Here is a 17,301-nt window from a genome sequence, read left to right as displayed (position 1 = left end):
CAGCGGAGCGGCGGGGCGCGGTCTCGAACCAGCCGGTGGACCCGTCGGGTCGCCGACTGCCGTGTCAACGGGCATGCCAGAGCTTTCGTGTGGGGGAGGGCAACAGCAGGGTGAACTCGCGGACCCGCAGCAGCCGGGCCGTCACGGTGAACACCGTCAGCGCGCACAGGCCGCCAACGGCCAGCGCGGGTACGGGAGTCGGGGCGAGCGAGGCGCCCCAGCGGCAGGCGGCGGTCGCGGCGCACGCGGCGGCCAGGAGCCGCACGAGCTGTCCGCCGACCCGCCGGGCCGACAGCGCGGTGCGGCGCCGGCCGCCGCCGCGCAGGAGCAGCAGCGCGGTGAGGGTGATGCCGAGCGCGTTGGCGGCGGCGATGCCGGGCGCGCCCCACGCCGGTACCGCGAGCGCGCCGGTGACGGCGGTCGCGGTGAGCCCGGCCAGCATGGCGCAGGCCGGGAACCACAGCGGCCGGGCCTCGGAGAAGTACGAGCGGGCGAGCACCCCGACCAGGGTCTGACCGAGCAGGCCGAGCGCGTACACGCGCATCACGGCGGCGGTCGCCGCGGTGTCGGCGGCGCTGAACGCGCCGCGCTGGAAGAGGAGTTGGATGAGCTCGGGCGCGCAGGCCACCACCACGGCGGTGCCCAGGAGCACGATGGCGCCGGCCACGCTCAGGTCGCTCTCCACCCGGCGCCTGGCCCGGTCGGTGTCGCCCGCGGCGAGCGCCCGGGCGATGACGGGGAAGGTGACCGTGCACAGCATCATGGAGAGCACCATCGGCATCTGCGCCACCTTCTGGGCGTAGTTCAGATGCGAGATGGCCCCGGCGGGCAGCGGGGCCGCGAGGAACCGCTCGACGAGGACCTGGGTCTGGCGGCCGAGCGCGAACACCACCACGGGGGCGACCAGGGTGAGCCGCAGCGCCCCCGGCGCCCGTACGCCCGGGCGGCGGGCGGCGGGCACGGCGGGGGCCGGCGCGCGGCGGCCGCGGGCGCGCAGCAGGGCCGGGATCTGGACCAGGACCATGAGGAGGCCGCCGAGTGCGACCCCGCAGGCCGCGGCCCGTACGCCCCACGCCCCGCCGAGCAGCAGGAGCAGCCCGATGATGCCCACGTTGTAGGCCACGTAGATCGAGGCGGGCGCCAGGAAGCGGCCGTGGCCGCGCAGGGCGGCGCTGCAGTAGCCGGCGAGGCCGAAGCTGACGACGCAGGTGGCGGTGAGCCGGGTGCAGTCGACGGCGAGGTCGGCGCGGGGCAGCCCCGGTGCGAGGACCGCGACGACGGCGGGGGCGGCGGCGATCAGGACGGCCCCGGCCGCGGCGAGCGCGAGCGCCAGCCGCGGCAGGGTGGCCGCCACCAGGGCCCGTACCGGATCGGGGTCCGGGGTGCGGGCGCGTTCGACCAGGGCCAGGCTGAACGCCGGCACCAGTACGAAGGCCAGGCCGTCCTCGATCAGGAGGGTGGCGGCGACCTCGGGGACCGTCCAGGCGACCAGGAACGCGTCGGTGTCGGTGTCGGCGCCGAAGACGTGCGCGAAGGTCTGGTCGCGCAGCAGCCCGAGGAGGGCCCCGGCCACCGTGAGGACGGCCGTCAGGAGCGCGGCCCGCGCCAACAGCCGCCCGGACGGCGGGGGTTCGGGCACGCCGGCGTCCGAGGGAAGGCGCGGGGGCGCGGTCTCCGTCACGGTGCGTCCGCCCCTCGGGCGGCCAGGCCCCACCAGGCGGCGAGGCCGAGGACGAGGGCGTTCAGGGGGGTCGAGGGGCCGCCGATGTCGCCGTAGAAGAAGTCGACCAGGAGCCAGGTGAGCAGGCCGATCGTGACCAGGCCGCAGTCCGTGGCGGCGCCGCGCCTGCGCGCCTCGACCAGCCTGCGCACCCCGGTGACCACGAGTGCGGCCCACCCTCCGACGATCGTGACCACGCCGATGAGGCCCTGCTCGCTCAGGACGAGGAGGTACATGTTGTGCGGCGAGAGCAGCGGCTGGCGCTTGAACGCGGCGCCCGCGCCCGCGGTGTCGCTGCCGGAGGACAGGGCGAGCGAGGAATGCGCGTCGCGGTGGTCCGGGAAGCCCTTCAACCCGACGCCGGTGAGCGGAGTCTGACGCCACATCAGTTCCGCCGCCGCCCACATGGTGTAGCGGTCGGTGACGGACTGGTCGGGGGCGCTCTCCACCTGGGTGATGCTGGCGAGCCGCTCCTGGAGCATCCGGGTGCCGGAGCCGCTCGCGCCGACCAGGACCACGACGGCCGCGGCGAGCGCGAGCAGCACCACCAGGGCGCGGCGCAGCCCCGAGAGCAGCAGCACGGTGAGGGAGGCGACCGCCGTCGCGATCCAGGCGCCCCGGCTGAACGACACGGCGAGCGGGAACAGGAGGAGCCCCGCGCAGCAGAGCGCGGCCCGGCGCCGGGCGGGGCGCGCACCGGGCGCCGGGTCGAGGGCGAGGCCGACGGCGCTGAGCAGCCCGCAGGAGACCACGCTGGCCATGCCCATGATGTCGGAGGCGCCGAAGGTGCCGACGGCCCGGATGTCCTCGCCCATGTAGGAGGCGCCGGTGACGGTGAGGTACTGGTGGACGCCGATGCCGCCCTCCACCAGGGCGAGCCCCACCACGGCCCACGCGGCGAGGCGGAAGTCGTCCCGGTCGCGCAGCAGGAGCAGCACGGCGAGCGGGACGAGCACGAAGATCTGGAGGTAGCGCCCGAGCCCGGCGACGGCGGTGCCCGGGTCGGCGGCGCCCATGGCGGCCACGCTGATCCCGACGGCCGGAAGTCCCATGATCACGACGGCCCGCCGGCTCAGCGGACGCCGGCCCGAGCGGATCACCCGCAGGAACGCCCACCCGACGAGCAGGGCGCAGGCCGCGTCGGCGGCGGTGGCCGCGCCGTCGCCGCCGAGCGGCGGCGTGGCGAGCAGGGCGATCACGGCGAGCAGCGGCAGCAGGCGCAGGGCCCGGTGCCGGGGGGCGGCGATCGGCAGCGGCGTGGCCGCGACGGCGTACACGCTCAGCTCCCCGTCGGGCGGACGACGCAGACGGCGGTGCGCAGCAGGATGCACAGGTCCTGCCAGAGCGACCAGTGGTCGATGTAGAAGTTGTCGTAGCGCGCGCGGTCCTCGATGGAGGTGTCCCCGCGCAGCCCCTCGACCTGGGCGAGCCCGGTGAGCCCGACCGGCATCCGGTGGCGGGCCGCGTACCCGGGGTGCGTCTGGCTGAACTGGCTGACGAAATAGGGGCGTTCGGGCCGGGGGCCGACCAGGCTCATGTCGCCCCGGATCACGTTCCACAACTGGGGCAGCTCATCGAGGGAGGTGCGGCGCATGAAGTGGCCGGCCCGGCTCATCCGGTGGTCGTCGGCGATGTTCCAGCGGGTCGCGGCCTCGTGCGCGGTGTCGGGGCGCAGGGTGCGGAACTTGAGCAGGGTGAACGCCTGCCCGCCGAGGCCGATGCGCTCCTGCCGGAACAGCACGCCGGGCCCGTCGCTGCGGCGCAGGATCAGCGCGCACACCGCGAGGACGGGCGCGATCAGGAGCAGCGCGGGCACCGTGACGGCCAGGTCGAGCAGCCGCTTGAGGAAGAGACCGAGGCCGCCGGCCGGGGTACTGGTCAGCGGGTGGCAGGGGAAGGCGGCCAGCTCGTCCGCCTGGCCGCGCGGGGCGGAGGGGCCCGGGATGCGCGTGTCGAGCTGCCACAGCGTGCAGCCCATCGCTTCGAGCACGGCGGGCGCCACGAGCGTCGCGCTCTCGGGGGCGTGCGTGTAGAGGCAGTCCTGCACGCCGTTCTGGATGACGGCGCGCTGCACGTCCTCCAGGCTGCGCAGCACCGGCACCCCGGCCTCGACGGCTCCCTCGGCCGGCGGCACGACCACGCCGACCGGGCGGATGCCGCCGCGCGAGCGGCGCGCGAGCGCGGCCGTGACCCGGGCGGCGCTGGCCGCCGGGCCCACCACCAGGGCAGGGCGCGGCCTGCGGACGGCCTGGCGGCGGCGCAGCCACAGCGCGGCGCCGCGACCGGCGCAGGCCGCGAGGGTGTGGACGGCGCAGCCCGCGGCGACCAGGGGCACCCCGAGCGGCACCGCGTCCGGTTCGTGGACCAGGGCGCTCTGGTGGGCGAGCACCGTGGCCAGGACGCACCAGCCGATCAGCACCCGGAAGAACAGCGCGGGCACATCCGCGAGCACCCCGCGCGCCATCGTCGGCCGGTAGAGCCCGGCCTGGGCGTTGAAGACGAGGACGGTGGCCACGAGCAGCCCGGCGGGCCCGGTCGGCAGCTCGTCGTACGGCAGGACGAGCGTGCCGAACAGTCCGGCCGCGCAGTCCGTCGCGAGCAGTACGGACACGAACGGGGCCGCCGGGCGCGGGCGCCCGGCGACGAAGGAGAAGTGGTCCGGCGCCTCGCGGGGCGTGACCACCGCGACGTTTCCCGGGGACAACCCGGCGCCGTGGGGCGGCCCCCCGGCCGAAGGGACGATGCTTTCCGCGGTCACTGGCTGATGCGTTCCCTGTGCTCGGGGCGCTGCAGGACGGCCACGTCGCGGTACACCTCCGCGATGCTTCTGGCCGTCTGCCGCACGTCGTGGGTGGTGGTTGCGTGGGCGTGGCCCTGGCGGGCCAGATCGGTGCGGAGCGCGAAGTCGCCGAGGATCCGCGTCATCGCGCGGGCCAGCTCCTGGGGCGCGTCCGGCGGTACGAGGCACAAGGGGCCCTGGCCGGGCGGCAGGCTCTCGGCGGAGCCGCCGACGTCGGTGACGACCACCGGGCGCCCGCACGCCATCGCCTCGAGGGGGGCGAGCGCCATCCCCTCCCAGCGCGAGGGCAGCACGACCAGGTCGGCGGCCCGGTACCAGAACGCGGTGTCGGTGACCGAGCCGACGAAGGACACCGAGCCGGGCGCCGCCGCGCGCAGCGCCGCGAGGTCCGGGCCGTCCCCGACCAGGACGAGATGGGCGCCGGGCAGCGCGGCCACCACCTGCGACCAGGCCGTGAGCAGGACGTCCTGGCCCTTCTGGCGGCACAGCCGCCCCACGCACACCACCAGGGGTGCGCCGGTGGCGGCCGGGTCCCGCCCGTCGGCGCGGTAGTGCTCCAGGTCGACGCCGTTGGGCACCACCGAGCAGGGTGCGACCACGCCGGCCCGTACGCCAGTGGCGCGCTCGCCCTCGCTGACGCACACGATCCGCGCGGTCCAGCGCACCGCCGCGCGCTCCCAACCCCGGGACAGGAGCGCGGTGATGCCCCCGACCGCCTCGAACGACCAGGCGTGCGGCTGGAAGACGGTGGGCACCCGGCCGCGGGTCGCGAGACGGGCGGCGACGCCGGCCTTCGCGCTGTGCGCGTGGATCACGTCGGGGCGCACCCGCCGGACGATCCGGGCCGCCCGCAGCGTCTCGCCGAACAGGGCGGGGCCGGGCGACCGGGTGGCCCGCCAGGGGTGCACCCGGGCGCCCAGGCGCGACAGTTCGGTGCTCAACGGGCCTCCCTCGGGACATGCCACGGTGACCCGGAATCCACTGCGCAGCTGGTCCCGCACCAAGTCCGTGACGACTCGGGCTACGCCCCCTTCAACGGGCTGAACCAGGTGCAGGACACTCAACTCCCGTGCACGGTCCGGTCCGTCGGGCCCTGCGGGGGTGTTCGCTTTCGTGGGCATGCGCGGTCACTCCGGTCCTGGCGCTCAAAAAGAAGGCTGAACAAAAGGTGCCGCGGGCGTCGCCCCGCGGTGCGGTCCGCCAATGAATTCCGCATGACCGGCACTCCGGTCGCCATGGATCCGCGTGCTTCGCGCGGCCCGGCGGGGGGCAACTGTAACCGTATTTACCACCCGGTCCGGTCAGGAATGGGGAGACGGAGTGTCCCCTTCGAGCGATCGTGCGTATCCCGTTGACGAAACGGTCGTTGTACCGGTGGCCTCATCTCCATCCGAAATTCCTTACGAATTCGTCGCCTTGTCCGCGCCGCACCCGATCGCCGCCCGCACTGCGGCAACACGCGGGTCAACCGGTAATCCCTGGGGGTGACATGGCCGGGCCGCGATCGCGCCCGCCCGCCTCGGATCGGTCGGGCCCTTGGCCAAGTGTTCGGCCGCGGAAACCATGGTTCACCCGTTAGGGGCAAAACCGGGCGCCCCGGTCCGCGTTGAGGTGTAGGTCGAGTGACAAACACCCGGTCAATGTCTTTCTCAATCTAGGAGTGCTTCTCCATGTCGCGTACCGCGAAGGCCCTGGTCCTGTCCACCGCTGCCGTTGCCGCCATTGCCGGCGGGGCCGGCGTCGCCGCCGCCGACGCCGACGCGCACGGCGCGGCCACCAACTCCCCCGGCGTCCTGTCCGGCAACATGGCGCAGGTTCCCGTGCACGTTCCGGTCAACGTCTGCGGCAACACCGTGAACGTCATCGGTCTGCTGAACCCCGCGTTCGGCAACACCTGCATCAACAAGTAGTTCCCCCTCAAGGCCCCGGCCGCTCCCTCCCAGGGAGTGTCCGGGGCCTTGTGCTGCCCCGGATGGCGGCAGCCCGCCCAGGTGTTCCGGCCGGCGTCGTGCCAGTTCGGGGCGGCCGTGGCCGGGACCATGACGGTCGCTCGCGGCGATCACGCGGTTGCGGAGGGTGCGGGGCCCGCGCACGGTGAGGACGACCCGCTCGACCCATCGAAGGAGAAACGTTCCATGCGTGCACGTGCACCGCGGCGGCTGGCCGCAGCGGCCCTTTCCACCGCGATCGTCATCGGATCGGCCGGAACCGCGGTGGCCGCCGACTTCCAGCCCCCGCGCACGGTCCGTGCCGAGGCGCCGGTGCCCGGTGCCGACGCCCTGCTCGCCCAGGCCAAGACGCTGAGCGGCCTCACGGACGTCCTCAAGCCCGTGACCGATCTGGTGTCCGGGGCCCTCGGCGGTGCATCGCCCGCCGATGTGACGGCCCTGGCCGGCAAGGCCAACAGCGCGCTCGACGCGGCGAAGGCAGCAGCCCCCGCCAAGCCCCCCGCCGCCCCCGTGACCCCGCCGGCCGCGGCGACCCCGCCCGGCGCCGTGACCCCGCCGGCCGCGCCCTCCCTGCCTTCCGCCGTCCCGGCCCTGCCGCTGGGCGGACCGGAGCAGGCCGCCGCGCCCGAGGACCTCAAGGGTGACGCCGTCGCCGCGGTCAAGAAGGGCATCGACGACCTCCTGAAGGCCGTCACCAGCGCCAACGTCGCCGGCATCGTGCCGGCCGCGACCGCCGTGGTGACCGGCCTGGTCGGGCTCGTCGTGGCGACCGTGCTCGGCGGCGGCCTCCCGGCGCCCAGCCTGCCCGGCCTCCCGCCGCTGCCCAAGGCGCCGACGGACGCCCTGTCCGTGCCGAAGCCGGCCGCCTGAGCCGCACCCCCGAAAAGCGCCGGCCCGCCCCGACGGGACCGGCGCTTTCGGCTGTCCGGGCCCGGACCCGGCTGCGTCGCCAGGCAGGAGAGGGTCCCAACTTCCGTACCGCACACCAGAATTCATGAAATCGCATACGAGTATCCACGGACCCCGCATTTGGGTGGCCGGTCATGAATCCGTGACCGAACGGTTTCTTGCGCGCCCGGGTGTCGTTACCCAGGACGAAGCAGCGCAACGCATTCACGGACAAGCTCGGTTCGGCGACGGAACTCGCCGCGGAAGGATTGATGATGAAGTCGATGAAGGTTGCCGCGGCAGTCGCCGGATCCCTCGCGGTGGTGGGTGCGGCGGCTCCGGCGTTCGCGGCCGGCGATCTCCCGCCCATGAGCCTGAACGGCGGCCTCGACACGATCGCCCGCAGCATGGCCACCGCGCAGATGGTCGACACCGCGCCCGTCCGCACCAACCTGCTCGACCCCAAGTCCGACGACTCGCTGATGCACACGGTGGCCGGCACCGCCCGCGACCTGAACAAGACCAACGGGGGCACCAACCCCGGTCAGCTGCTCGGCGGTCTGCCGGTGGGGCAGTAGCCGAAAGGCCGACGGCCAACGGCTATTTCAGTACGGCGAATTGACGGCCCGCCCGGCCCGTCGTGCGCTGTACGAGGGAAAGACAATAAACCCGGCGTGTTCGCTTCCGGCGGCTCCCGGACATTTGCCTACGCTGAGGCAACCCCCCGAATGGAAGGTTTCACCATGAACACCGCCAAGAAGACCGCTCTCGTCCTTGCCGCGGCCGGCCTCGCCTCCGGTGCCGCCGCCGGCGCCGCCTTCGCCGACGCGGACGCGCAGGGCGTGGCCGCCAACTCGCCCGGCGTCCTGTCCGGCAACATGGCGCAGGTTCCGGTGCACATCCCGGTCAACGTCTGCGGCAACACGGTGGACGTCATCGGCCTGCTGAACCCCTCGTTCGGCAACAACTGCATCAACTCGGACTGATACGCGGCCGGTTCGTGGCCGGTCGAGAGCATCACCCGTCGAGCGGCTCCGTGAAGTTGGGGATTCCGGAGCCGCTTCGTCGCGTCTGCGTGCTTACTGCGTACGCCAGTTGGGGCGGCACGGCGGCGCCAGGTCCACCGAAAGGCCGGTTCATCCGGACGGGTGACAGCGGCGAAGGGCTCGGCCCGGAATGTCCTAGAGTCCCGGCATGACTTCAGCCACCAGCGCCGTACAGCCGTCCAGGGCAGCCCTGTTGGGCTCGCTCATCGTCATCGCGTGGAGCGGCGAACACCCCGACGGGTCCGGCGACGTGCCCTTCCTCATGGCGTACTCCCTCGGGGACGGGACCGAGGGGCCGGAAGGCGCGGAGGCCGCGGCCCGCGCGATGCTCGACGAGCTCGGGATGCCGGCCGGCAGCGTGATCGACCGGAGCCAGGGCGGGACGTTCCCGGTGACCCTCGTCGTCCAGGGCGGCCAGGCCGTCCTGACCATGCCGACGCTCAACGCCCAGTGCCCGGTGCCGCCCGAGTGGCTGGCCGCCGCCGAGGAGCGCGGCACCGTCCAGTTCATGTTCGCCACCCGCTCCTGGCCCGAGGGCGTGCCCGGCATCGCCGTCGGCGACGAGCGGTTGAAGGCCTTCGCCGGGGACGCGGACACCATCGCCACCGCGGGCCACTGCGTGCTCCCCGTCCGCCGTCTGCGCGGCTGACCACCACCCGGCGCCGGACGAGAACGGAGACGCACGCCATGCCCCTTCCCGGGACCATCCCGCAGCAGGCTCCGGCCGCCGACTCGTCCGGCCCCCCGCGGCCCGCGCGCGCGTACGGCGCGGGCCGCGGCCTCGCCTGGCTGGTCGTGCTGAGCGGCGCGGCCGGGCTGCTCGCCTCGTGGGTCATCACGCTCGACGAGTTCGAGCTGCTGCGGAACCCGGACTTCGTACCCGGGTGCAGCCTCAACCCGGTGATCTCCTGCGGCAACATCATGAAGAGCGCCCAGGCCTCCGTCTTCGGCTTCCCCAACCCGATGCTGGGCCTGGTGGCGTACGGCGTCGTCGGCTGCGCGGGCATGAGCATGCTCGGGGGCGGCCGGTTCGGGCGCTGGTACTGGCGGACCCTGAACGCCGGGGCGCTGCTCGGGGTGGTGTTCGTCAGCTGGCTCCAGTTCGAGTCGCTGTACCGGATCAACGCGCTGTGCCTGTGGTGCTGTCTGGCCTGGGTCGCCACCATCGCCCTGTTCTGGGCGGTCACCGGACTCAACGTGGTCAAGGGGGCGCTGCCCGCGCCGAGTTGGGCGCGCGGCCTGTTCGCCGAGTTCGGCTGGGCGGTGCCGGTGCTGCACATCGGCATCATCGCGGTGCTGATCATGACCCGCTGGTGGGACTTCTGGACGGGCTGAGCCCCGGCCCGGGCGACCCCGCAAAAACGTTGGGCCGACCGCGTGAAACCGGCGCCGCCACCGACACGGCGCAGGCCCGGCGGGCGTTGGTCCACCGACCAGTCGCATGGTTGAAGCCTCCCCGGGCCGTGCACCCAGTACCGGCCCGGGGAGCGCACGCGGCCCGGCACCACCGCGGCGGCCGTTGCCTGTGACTCCGGGCCTCGTTGAACCCGGCATCGGACAAGGAGCGGACGCGTGAGGACGGGCCCCGGAACCAGCACGGTTCCCGGGGCCCTGCGCATGTGCCGGAACGGTCCGCGCCGGCGAGTACCAGGGAGACGCCGATGATCGACGCGACACACTTCTGGCGCGCGTGGCGGACGAGCCGCACCCGCCCCCGGGGCCGCGCCCCCGAGCCCACCCGGCCCGGCGCGCCCCCGCCCCGTACCGCCTGGCGCATCGCGCGCCGCGGGCTGCTGCACGCCGCGTTCGCCTCGGCGACGGTCGCCTTCACCACCGCCACGCTCTCCCGCATCCCGGCGGTCCTGCCGTTCGGCGGCGCGGCGGGCACGGACGGCGGGGGGCCGCAGGAGGGCGCCGTCTTCGACGAGATGTACGCCGGACACCGCATCCAGGGCGTGCCGGTGGCGGCGGACGCCGGCGAGGTCGCCGTGTTCGTGGACGGCAGGCAGCTCGATCTGATGCGCCGCGCCGACGGCAGCTACCTCAGCGCGGTCGACCACTACGAGTCGTACGCCACCGCGCGCGAGGCGGCCCGCGCCGCCGCGCGCGAACTCGGCCCGGCACGGCTCGCGTTCATCCCGGTGCACGGCGGCCACCAGGGGGGTGCCGGGCGTGGTGTACACGCGTAAGAACCAGCGCAACCTCACCGGAGCCGAGCGCAAGGCCTTCGTGAACGCGGTGCTCGCGCTCAAACGCAGCGGCGAGTACGACGAGTTCGTCCGCACCCACATCGAGTTCTACGTGCCGGACGGTGACGACGGGCTGCGGGTGGCGCACATGGCGCCGTCCTTCCTGCCCTGGCACCGGCAGTTCCTGCTGGAGTTCGAGCGGGCGCTGCAGAAGATCAACCCCCGTGTGACGGTGCCCTATTGGGACTGGACCCGCGACAACACGCCCGCCTCCTCGCTCTGGTCCGAGGACTTCATGGGCGGCAACGGCCGGCGCGGCGACTTCCAGGTCATGACCGGGCCCTTCGCCTACGCACACGGCCAGTGGGAGGTCTCGGTCAACGTCACCGAAGGCCGCTTCCTCACCCGCGACCTCGGCCGCCCCAAGGACCCCATCACCCTGCCCACCGCCGCCGACGTCAGCCAGGCCCTGGCCGACCCGGTGTACGACATGGCGCCCTGGAACTCCACGTGCCGGTCCGGCTTCCGCAACCGCATCGAGGGCTGGACGACGGCCACCGGCAACGCCCGCTTCCGTACGCACAACCGGGTGCACCGCTGGGTCAGCGGCGCCATGCTCGGCGCGGCCTCCGTGAACGACCCGGTGTTCTGGCTGCACCACGCCTACGTCGACAGCCTCTGGTCGCGCTGGCAGGCCGCGCACCGCACGGCCAAGCGCTACCTCCCCGAGGTCGCCCCGCCCAAGGGCGACCCCCAGCACGGACAGGTGGCCGCGCTGCACGATCCGATGCCGCCGTGGGACATCGAGCCCGCGGCACTGCTCGACCACAGCAGGATCTACCGGTACGCGTGAGACGACGACGGCCTCCCGGGGGAGAAATCCGGGAGGCCGTCGCCGTGCTGGGTCCATCACCGGCCGGACCGCCGCGCGGGCGTCCTGCCGGGCCGGGGGAACTACTCCCCGTAGCCGCCCTCGTGGTGGCTGTCGGCGTTCACGCAGGTGTTGCCGAACGCCGGGTTCAGCAGCCCGATGACGTTGACCGAGTTGCCGCAGAGGTTGACCGGGATGTGCACCGGAACCTGGAGCAGGTTGCCGGACAGGACACCGGGGGAGTTGCTCGCGACGGCCTCCGCGCCGGCGTCGGCAGCGGCAATACCGGCACCGGCCAGCGCCATGGCGCCCGCTCCGGCGACGACGGCGGCCGTCTTCGCGATACGAGACATCAAAGTTCTCCTTGCATGGACACGCGACCGCACACTCGCAGTCGTCATTTCACTTCAACGCGCCGACCGGGCATAAGTAACGGACACCAGCGCCCAAAACGGTTCTGCGCCCCCTGTTCGCGCGGGGCCCGCCCCCTCTTCCGCCGGTCGCCCTCCGGGGCCGCTACTTGCCGTACCGGCTGCGCGAGGCGCGCCGGGTCAGGGCGACGGCCGCCGTGCCGGTGACGACGGCGCCCACGCTCAGCGCGCCCAGCAGGGAGGCCCGCCCGTCCGCGCCGGTGTGCGCGAGCTGGGGCGGGGCCGCCGCCGGGCGCTCCGCGGCGTGCGCCGGGTGGCCCATGACGGGCAGGGAGACGAGCGCCGTGACGACGGCGGCCCGCGCCAGGTGACCGGAGTACTTGTACATGCCTGCGACCCTTCAACAGGAAGACCGGGGGGATCAGATGCTCATAGGCATGATTGGCAGCCGCCCGCCCCACCCCCGGGCCCCACGCGTGCCGGGCCCGCGAGACAACCCGTCCGGCGCAGCCCGCGCCCCGGCCAGGACGGGCGGCCGGGCGGGCCGGGCGCGGGGTCAGCGGGCGGCGCGGTAGGCGCGGGCGGCGCGCGGATGGTCCGCGCACTCCCACACGCCGTGCGGGCAGTAGTCGGTCAGCGTCTGGTAGACGGGCCGGTAGCGGCGGAACCAGTCGGTCATGCCCCGTACGTACTCCGGGTCGTCGCCGTTGCGGAACAGGCCCCACTCCGGATAGGAGACGGGCTTGTGGTGGCGGGCGGCGAACTCCACCTGCGCCCGCAGTCCGTACTCCTCCTCGACCTGTGCCGGGAAGGACAGGCCCTCGGGCTGGTCGTAGGCGTCCATGCCGACGATGTCCACGAAGGCGTCACCGGGGTAGCAGGAGGGCCACGGCACCGCGTCCCGGCCCCGGCTCGGCGCGAAGTCGAAGCGCAGGTGCTGGCCCGGCACCGAGCGCATCGCCGTCACGATCCGCCGCCAGTACGCACGCCAGGCCGCCGGGTCGGGCGCGCACCGGTGCGTATAGGTCACGCCGTTCATCTCCCACCCCAACACCACGACCGCGTCCGCGAGTTGGCGCTCGACCAGGCGCTCGGCGAGGGTGCGGAAGTGGCCGTCGAAGGAGCCGTCCGCGCCCCGGGCGAGCAGCCGGGCCACCTCCGCGTCGGGCACGCCGTCCTCGTTGTGGTCCAGCATCGGGACGTTGAGGACGAACAGGCGGCCCGCCCGCTCGTGGTACCAGTCGGCCCAGGGGTCGAGCAGCTCGGGCGGCCCCTCGATGTCGCTCCAGGTGCCGCCCGGCAGATAGGTGTGGCCGGCGGGCAGCGGGCCGTGGCCGCGCCACCGCTCGGCCGCCGCGAGCCGGCCGATGCCGTCCGTGCCCGACCCCGTGAAGATGCTCGCCGCGTTGCGCCCCCAGGGCGGCGCCGGGCCCGGCCGTCCGGCGCCGGACGCGAGCGGCAGGAGCGCCGAGAGCAGCAGGGCGACGGCGCACAGCGCGCGGCGCCACCGTGCCCCGGGGGTGTGCCGGACCGGCCGGGACGGGGAGGCGAGAGGCGCGGGCGGGCCGGCGGGCCGGCGGGTCCTGGTCGTCGTCAGCGCCCCGCGGACGCGGGGCCGCCGCGCTGGAGCGCGCCGCCGAGCGAGGCGACGCCGGAGGTCAGCGTCTCGCCGATCCTGCCCCGGCCGCCGAGGATCTTGGGCTGGCCGAACTCGCTGACGCTGCCGTGCCCGGCGCCGGTGTCGGCCGCCGCGATGCCGGGGGCGGCCAGGAGCAGGAGCGAGGCGGCGGCGGTGGCGGCCCTGAGGCGGTGGTGAGTGTTCATGCCGGGTACAACGCGGCGCGCCCGGGGAGGGTGCGCGGCGTCGGCCTCAGGGCGTGGGCACGTCGAAGGCGAAGGGCTGGCGGCGGACCCGGTGGTCGAAGTTGGACGTGCCGAGCTCCGGCTCGCCGAGCGTGCGCACGGCCAGCGGCCGGGTGAGCAGCTCGCGCAGGACGGCCTTGATCTCCAGGCGGGCCAGATGTGCGCCGAGGCAGTAGTGCGGGCCGCCGCCCCCGTAGCCGAGGTGCGGATTGGGGTCGCGCGTGATGTCGAAGGCGTCGGGGTCGGCGAACACGCTCTCGTCGCGGTTGGCCGAGGCGTACAGGAGCATCACCTTGTCGCCGGGCAGGAAGGTGTGGCCCGACAGGACGTAGCGGGTGGTGACGGTCCTGCGGAACTGGATGATCGGCGTCGAGTGGCGCACGATCTCGTCCACCGCGCCGTCCGCGTAGCGCTCGAAGTCGCCGAGCAGCAGAGCCAGTTGATCGGGATGGTCGGTGAGCAGCGACAGGGCGTGCGCGATGGCGTTGCGCGTCGTCTCGACGCCGGCCACGAGCAGCAGGCTGAAGAACGAACCCAATTGACGGTACGTCAGGCGCTGGCCCTCGATGTCGGCGCACACCAGCGCCGAGATGAGGTCGCCCGTCGGACGGCGGCGGCGCTCGCGGCCGAGCCGGGCCACCGTCAGGTGCATCCGGGCGAGAGCGCGCAGGCCCTTGCCGGGGTTGAGCAGGCGGGCCGCGACACTGCGCCGCACACCGGCGTGCTCGGAGGCCCGGTCGATCTGGCGGGCGATGCGGCGGCGGTAGGCGTCGGGCACCCCGAGCATCGCGCAGATGACCTCGAACGACATCCGGGAGGCCACCGCCGAGACGAACTCGTCGGGCCGCTCGCGCACCATGTCGTCCACGATCCGGGCGGCGAGCTCGCGGATGCTGACCTCGGTGTCCGCCAACAGCCGTGGTGTGAAGGCCTGTTGGACGATCCGGCGCAGGCGCGTGTGGTCGGCGCCGTCCAGGTTGACCATCGAATCGCCGAACACGGCCCGCACCCAGCGGGCCGGTTCGGGCGAGGTGACGCCCGGCGCGCTCGCGAACACGCGCGGCAGCCGGCTCGCCTTCAGGACGTCGGCGTGCCGGACCAGGACGTGGAACCCCTGGGCGGGGCGGCGCCGGCCGGCCGGGCGTTCGGTGAAGAACACCGGGCGCGGCTGCTGCCTCAACTCGGCGAAGCGCGCCAGACGTTGGGCGGGCGGGAGGCGCCAGAACGCCGGGTCGGCGAGGTCGCCGCAGACGCCGCGGGGGGCCGGGACCGGCCGGGGATCAGTCACGCTCGCACCGTCCTGGCCGCCGCGCGGCGCTCGGGTCGTTCGCGGCCGGCCACCCGGGGCGGCCGGAGGAGGAGGTGCGGACGGGGCTCGGCCCATCCGCACCAGGACAACCGGGGAGGAGGGGGCGGGGCTCAGCCGACCAGGGCGTGACCGGCCTTGACCGCGTCGTTGGCGCCGGTCATCACCTCGCCGCCGGCCTTCACACCGCTGCGCACGGCGGCGACCTTCTCGTCCACCTTGTCGCCGACGACACTGCGCGCCGCGGGCTTGATCTGGGCGCCGGCGGCGCTCGTGGTACGCGCGGCCCCCGCGAGGGTGCCTCCGAGGTCGAAGGCGTGCGCGGCGGGAGACATGACGGCGGCGAGGGCGGTGCCGGCGGCTGCGGCTGCGAGGTATCGACGTACGTTCATGCCGCCTACAACGCACGAGCCGCCCCGAGGGCACGCCCCGGCGGCCGGAGGCCCGCGGATGGCGTCCCCGTTGCTGCATGCAGGGGAACTTTGCCGCGATACCGCCGTTCGGATCGTTCTGGATCGTTCTTGCAGAACGACACGGCCGAAGAGGCCAGGGAAGGAAGAGAACACCCATGGGAATCACTTCACGCGCGGGCCTGGCGGGCGTCCTGACGTGCATCGCGACCGCGGCGGCCGTCGCGCCGGCCGCCGCCGCGCCGGCCGTTCCGGTCAACGTCCCGCTCGGCGTCCTGAACACCGTCCTGCCGTTCGACGCGCCCACCCTGCACACGGGCATGCCGCTGCCGGTGCCCGGTGCTCCCGACGGGCCGCGCTATGTGAAGGGCAACCTCCTGCCGCACAACATGGTTCCCGCGCTGCCCATCGAGTCCGCGCTGCCCGACACCCACATCGGCACGCCGCTGCCCGACCCGCTGAGCGGCGGCACGCTCGGCACCCCGGACCTGGTCAGCCCGGGCACCGCGCTGCACACCGTCACCCCGGGCGCGGACCTCGGCGCACCGCTGAGCGAGCCGCGCGCCGCGCTGTTCGGGCTGCCCGCCGTCACGCTGCCGGAGGCCGGGCTCACCGCGCCCGCCGTCCAGAGCGCGCCCGGCGCGACCGCCACCTTCTGAGCACCGCCCCCTCATCTCCCTTTTCCCGCCCAGGAGTTGGCGCATGTCTCGTCCGTCCAGGAACGTCCTCGCCGCGGCCCCGCTCGGGCGGGCGCTCGCGGCCCTGCTCGCGGTGGCCGCCGTCTCCGCCTTCGCGGCGGGCGGCGCCAAGGCCGCGCCCCTGCGGCCCGACCCGCACGGCGTGACCGAAGGGCGGGGCACGCTGCCGCCGTGGCCCGCCCCGGCGGACGCCTCGGCCGCGGTCGCGGCGGCCGGGCTCCAGATGCTGCCGTCCGAGGGCGTGGTGCAGCACACCCACACCCATCTCGACGTCCTGGTGGACGGCAGGCCCGTGTCGGTTCCCGCCGCCATCGGCATCGACGGGCCGCGCCGGCGCATCAGCCCGCTGCACACCCACGACACCAGCGGGATCATCCACGTCGAGTCGCCGCGGCGGGCCGTGTTCACCCTCGGCCAGTTCATGGCCGAGTGGCGGGTCCCGCTCGACGCCCACCGCATCGGCGGCCTGCACGAGGGCGCTGGCCGGCATCTGACCGCGTACGTCAACGGGCGCAGGGCGCCGGGCAATCCGGCGGCGCTCGTGCTGCGCGGGCACGACGAGATCGCGCTCGTCTTCGGCCGCGACACCGACCACCGCAAGGTCCCCAAGAGCTACGCCTGGCCGAGCGGTCTGTAGGAAGCGGCGGGCCACCCGCGCGGCTCCCGCCCGGGGCTCTACTCCCCCCGGGCGGGAGCTGCTGTCTTCGCGCGGGCGTGCCCGCGGGGGGCCGTTCGAGTGGGTAGGCCTGTCGGGTGAGAGCGGGGGGCGGCCGTGTCCGGTGCTGCCGCGGCCCGTTGTGCAGGCGTGATCTCAACACGACGAATCGCCACTGTCCTCGCCCTCGCCGCCGGCGCCTCGGGCCTCGCCGCGTCGACGGCGAGCGCCGCCGGCCCCCTGGACCAGCTCGTCAAGCCGGTGAACCCGATGAGTGAACTCGACACCATCGCCACCAGCAACATCCCGGCCCCGTACGCGGCCCAGCTGCCCAGCGTCAAGAACCAGCTGGCCGGGCTCAGCCACCTCAACGACCTGGGTCAGCTCTCCCAGCTCATCGAGCCGGTCACCCCGCTGATGGGCCTCGTGCCGTCGGTGGAATGACCGGGCCCGCCCGCCGTCCGGAAAACGGGCGCGGGGGGGGGGGGGGGGGGGGGGGGGGGGGGGGGCGGGGGGGGGGGGGGGGGGGGGGCGC

General features: G+C 74.3%; 21 protein-coding genes. 11 read left to right on the top strand and 10 right to left on the bottom strand.

Annotated features, from left to right (window positions below; genetic code table 11):
* Nucleotides 1–64 precede the first annotated feature (64 nt).
* The 4 genes from murJ to ACGF3I_RS26095 form a co-directional block, all read right to left on the bottom strand.
* Complete coding sequence (murJ, locus tag ACGF3I_RS26110; protein WP_393136005.1) at nt 65–1,681, bottom strand: murein biosynthesis integral membrane protein MurJ; 1,617 nt, start codon at nt 1,679–1,681, stop codon at nt 65–67.
* Entirely contained in the window at nt 1,678–2,997 is a 1,320-nt protein-coding gene (locus ACGF3I_RS26105) for an O-antigen ligase family protein (RefSeq protein WP_393136003.1), read from the bottom strand. Before ACGF3I_RS26105 ends, murJ begins: the two co-directional genes overlap by 4 nt.
* A gap of 2 nt (nt 2,998–2,999) precedes the next feature.
* Complete coding sequence (locus ACGF3I_RS26100; RefSeq protein WP_393136001.1) at nt 3,000–4,403, bottom strand: sugar transferase; 1,404 nt, start codon at nt 4,401–4,403, stop codon at nt 3,000–3,002.
* Nucleotides 4,404–4,474: 71 nt separating this feature from the next.
* Complete coding sequence (locus ACGF3I_RS26095) at nt 4,475–5,641, bottom strand: glycosyltransferase family 4 protein (protein WP_393135999.1); 1,167 nt, start codon at nt 5,639–5,641, stop codon at nt 4,475–4,477.
* Between the two features lie 549 nt (nt 5,642–6,190).
* On the opposite strand from ACGF3I_RS26095, the gene ACGF3I_RS26090 reads away from it, so the two are divergent.
* The 8 genes from ACGF3I_RS26090 to ACGF3I_RS26055 all read left to right on the top strand — a co-directional run bounded on the left by ACGF3I_RS26090 (nt 6,191) and on the right by ACGF3I_RS26055 (nt 11,445).
* Nucleotides 6,191–6,430, top strand: a complete 240-nt coding sequence (locus ACGF3I_RS26090) for a chaplin (protein ID WP_393135997.1) — start codon at nt 6,191–6,193, stop codon at nt 6,428–6,430.
* A gap of 225 nt (nt 6,431–6,655) precedes the next feature.
* Nucleotides 6,656–7,339, top strand: a complete 684-nt coding sequence (locus tag ACGF3I_RS26085; protein WP_393135995.1) for a hypothetical protein — start codon at nt 6,656–6,658, stop codon at nt 7,337–7,339.
* Between the two features lie 209 nt (nt 7,340–7,548).
* Entirely contained in the window at nt 7,549–7,935 is a 387-nt protein-coding gene (locus ACGF3I_RS26080) for a hypothetical protein (protein WP_393135993.1), read from the top strand.
* Between the two features lie 165 nt (nt 7,936–8,100).
* Nucleotides 8,101–8,343, top strand: coding sequence for a chaplin (locus ACGF3I_RS26075; RefSeq protein ID WP_393135991.1), 243 nt, complete (start codon nt 8,101–8,103; stop codon nt 8,341–8,343).
* 208 nt (nt 8,344–8,551) lie between these two features.
* Nucleotides 8,552–9,052 carry a DUF5949 family protein gene (locus ACGF3I_RS26070; protein ID WP_393135989.1) on the top strand — a complete coding sequence of 167 codons (501 nt, stop codon included), beginning with the start codon at nt 8,552–8,554 and terminating at the stop codon, nt 9,050–9,052.
* A 38-nt stretch (nt 9,053–9,090) separates the two neighbouring features.
* Nucleotides 9,091–9,738: a vitamin K epoxide reductase family protein gene (locus tag ACGF3I_RS26065; protein WP_393135987.1), complete on the top strand. Its 648-nt coding sequence runs from the start codon at nt 9,091–9,093 to the stop codon at nt 9,736–9,738.
* Between the two features lie 326 nt (nt 9,739–10,064).
* Nucleotides 10,065–10,592: a tyrosinase family oxidase copper chaperone gene (locus tag ACGF3I_RS26060; protein ID WP_393135985.1), complete on the top strand. Its 528-nt coding sequence runs from the start codon at nt 10,065–10,067 to the stop codon at nt 10,590–10,592.
* A complete protein-coding gene (locus ACGF3I_RS26055; RefSeq protein WP_393135983.1) occupies nt 10,576–11,445 on the top strand; it encodes a tyrosinase family protein in 870 nt (289 codons plus the stop codon). Before ACGF3I_RS26060 ends, ACGF3I_RS26055 begins: the two co-directional genes overlap by 17 nt.
* 101 nt (nt 11,446–11,546) lie before the next feature.
* Here ACGF3I_RS26055 and ACGF3I_RS26050 read toward each other — a convergent pair whose 3' ends face one another.
* The 6 genes from ACGF3I_RS26050 to ACGF3I_RS26025 form a co-directional block, all read right to left on the bottom strand.
* On the bottom strand, nt 11,547–11,816 hold the full coding sequence (locus ACGF3I_RS26050; RefSeq protein ID WP_393135981.1) for a chaplin: 270 nt from the start codon (nt 11,814–11,816) through the stop codon (nt 11,547–11,549).
* 163 nt (nt 11,817–11,979) lie between these two features.
* Nucleotides 11,980–12,222: a hypothetical protein gene (locus tag ACGF3I_RS26045; protein ID WP_393135979.1), complete on the bottom strand. Its 243-nt coding sequence runs from the start codon at nt 12,220–12,222 to the stop codon at nt 11,980–11,982.
* A 168-nt stretch (nt 12,223–12,390) separates the two neighbouring features.
* The gene (locus ACGF3I_RS26040; protein ID WP_393135977.1) at nt 12,391–13,029 is read right to left on the bottom strand and encodes a glycoside hydrolase family 26 protein; all 639 of its coding nucleotides are present in this window, start codon (nt 13,027–13,029) and stop codon (nt 12,391–12,393) included.
* A gap of 398 nt (nt 13,030–13,427) precedes the next feature.
* A complete protein-coding gene (locus ACGF3I_RS26035; protein WP_393135975.1) occupies nt 13,428–13,658 on the bottom strand; it encodes a hypothetical protein in 231 nt (76 codons plus the stop codon).
* A gap of 46 nt (nt 13,659–13,704) precedes the next feature.
* Nucleotides 13,705–14,985, bottom strand: coding sequence for a cytochrome P450 (locus ACGF3I_RS26030; protein ID WP_393135973.1), 1,281 nt, complete (start codon nt 14,983–14,985; stop codon nt 13,705–13,707).
* Between the two features lie 131 nt (nt 14,986–15,116).
* Nucleotides 15,117–15,395 carry a hypothetical protein gene (locus tag ACGF3I_RS26025; RefSeq protein WP_393135971.1) on the bottom strand — a complete coding sequence of 93 codons (279 nt, stop codon included), beginning with the start codon at nt 15,393–15,395 and terminating at the stop codon, nt 15,117–15,119.
* 176 nt (nt 15,396–15,571) lie between these two features.
* Here ACGF3I_RS26025 and ACGF3I_RS26020 point away from each other — a divergent pair, with 176 nt between their 5' ends.
* From ACGF3I_RS26020 to ACGF3I_RS26010, 3 genes are all read left to right on the top strand, one after another.
* Nucleotides 15,572–16,072, top strand: coding sequence for a hypothetical protein (locus tag ACGF3I_RS26020; protein ID WP_393135969.1), 501 nt, complete (start codon nt 15,572–15,574; stop codon nt 16,070–16,072).
* 43 nt (nt 16,073–16,115) lie between these two features.
* Nucleotides 16,116–16,748 carry a hypothetical protein gene (locus ACGF3I_RS26015; protein ID WP_393135967.1) on the top strand — a complete coding sequence of 211 codons (633 nt, stop codon included), beginning with the start codon at nt 16,116–16,118 and terminating at the stop codon, nt 16,746–16,748.
* 168 nt (nt 16,749–16,916) lie between these two features.
* Nucleotides 16,917–17,210: a hypothetical protein gene (locus tag ACGF3I_RS26010; RefSeq protein ID WP_393135965.1), complete on the top strand. Its 294-nt coding sequence runs from the start codon at nt 16,917–16,919 to the stop codon at nt 17,208–17,210.
* Nucleotides 17,211–17,301: the final 91 nt, after the last annotated feature.

The organism is Streptomyces sp. NPDC048111 (assembly GCF_043202815.1).
Taxonomy (GTDB): Bacteria; Actinomycetota; Actinomycetes; order Streptomycetales; family Streptomycetaceae; genus Streptomyces.
This window is presented reverse-complemented; position numbering and strand designations above follow the sequence as displayed.

What these genes read in the sequence shown, in the direction of transcription:
- ACGF3I_RS26095 (WP_393135999.1), bottom strand. Translation starts at nt 5,641, where the DNA reads ATGCCCACGAAAGCGAACACCCCCGCAGGGCCCGACGGACCGGACCGT.
- ACGF3I_RS26090 (WP_393135997.1), top strand. Translation starts at nt 6,191, where the DNA reads ATGTCGCGTACCGCGAAGGCCCTGGTCCTGTCCACCGCTGCCGTTGCC.
- ACGF3I_RS26085 (WP_393135995.1), top strand. Translation starts at nt 6,656, where the DNA reads ATGCGTGCACGTGCACCGCGGCGGCTGGCCGCAGCGGCCCTTTCCACC.
- ACGF3I_RS26075 (WP_393135991.1), top strand. Translation starts at nt 8,101, where the DNA reads ATGAACACCGCCAAGAAGACCGCTCTCGTCCTTGCCGCGGCCGGCCTC.
- ACGF3I_RS26070 (WP_393135989.1), top strand. Translation starts at nt 8,552, where the DNA reads ATGACTTCAGCCACCAGCGCCGTACAGCCGTCCAGGGCAGCCCTGTTG.
- ACGF3I_RS26065 (WP_393135987.1), top strand. Translation starts at nt 9,091, where the DNA reads ATGCCCCTTCCCGGGACCATCCCGCAGCAGGCTCCGGCCGCCGACTCG.
- ACGF3I_RS26060 (WP_393135985.1), top strand. Translation starts at nt 10,065, where the DNA reads ATGATCGACGCGACACACTTCTGGCGCGCGTGGCGGACGAGCCGCACC.
- ACGF3I_RS26050 (WP_393135981.1), bottom strand. Translation starts at nt 11,816, where the DNA reads ATGTCTCGTATCGCGAAGACGGCCGCCGTCGTCGCCGGAGCGGGCGCC.
- ACGF3I_RS26045 (WP_393135979.1), bottom strand. Translation starts at nt 12,222, where the DNA reads ATGTACAAGTACTCCGGTCACCTGGCGCGGGCCGCCGTCGTCACGGCG.
- ACGF3I_RS26040 (WP_393135977.1), bottom strand. Translation starts at nt 13,029, where the DNA reads ATGCTGGACCACAACGAGGACGGCGTGCCCGACGCGGAGGTGGCCCGG.
- ACGF3I_RS26035 (WP_393135975.1), bottom strand. Translation starts at nt 13,658, where the DNA reads ATGAACACTCACCACCGCCTCAGGGCCGCCACCGCCGCCGCCTCGCTC.
- ACGF3I_RS26025 (WP_393135971.1), bottom strand. Translation starts at nt 15,395, where the DNA reads ATGAACGTACGTCGATACCTCGCAGCCGCAGCCGCCGGCACCGCCCTC.
- ACGF3I_RS26020 (WP_393135969.1), top strand. Translation starts at nt 15,572, where the DNA reads ATGGGAATCACTTCACGCGCGGGCCTGGCGGGCGTCCTGACGTGCATC.
- ACGF3I_RS26015 (WP_393135967.1), top strand. Translation starts at nt 16,116, where the DNA reads ATGTCTCGTCCGTCCAGGAACGTCCTCGCCGCGGCCCCGCTCGGGCGG.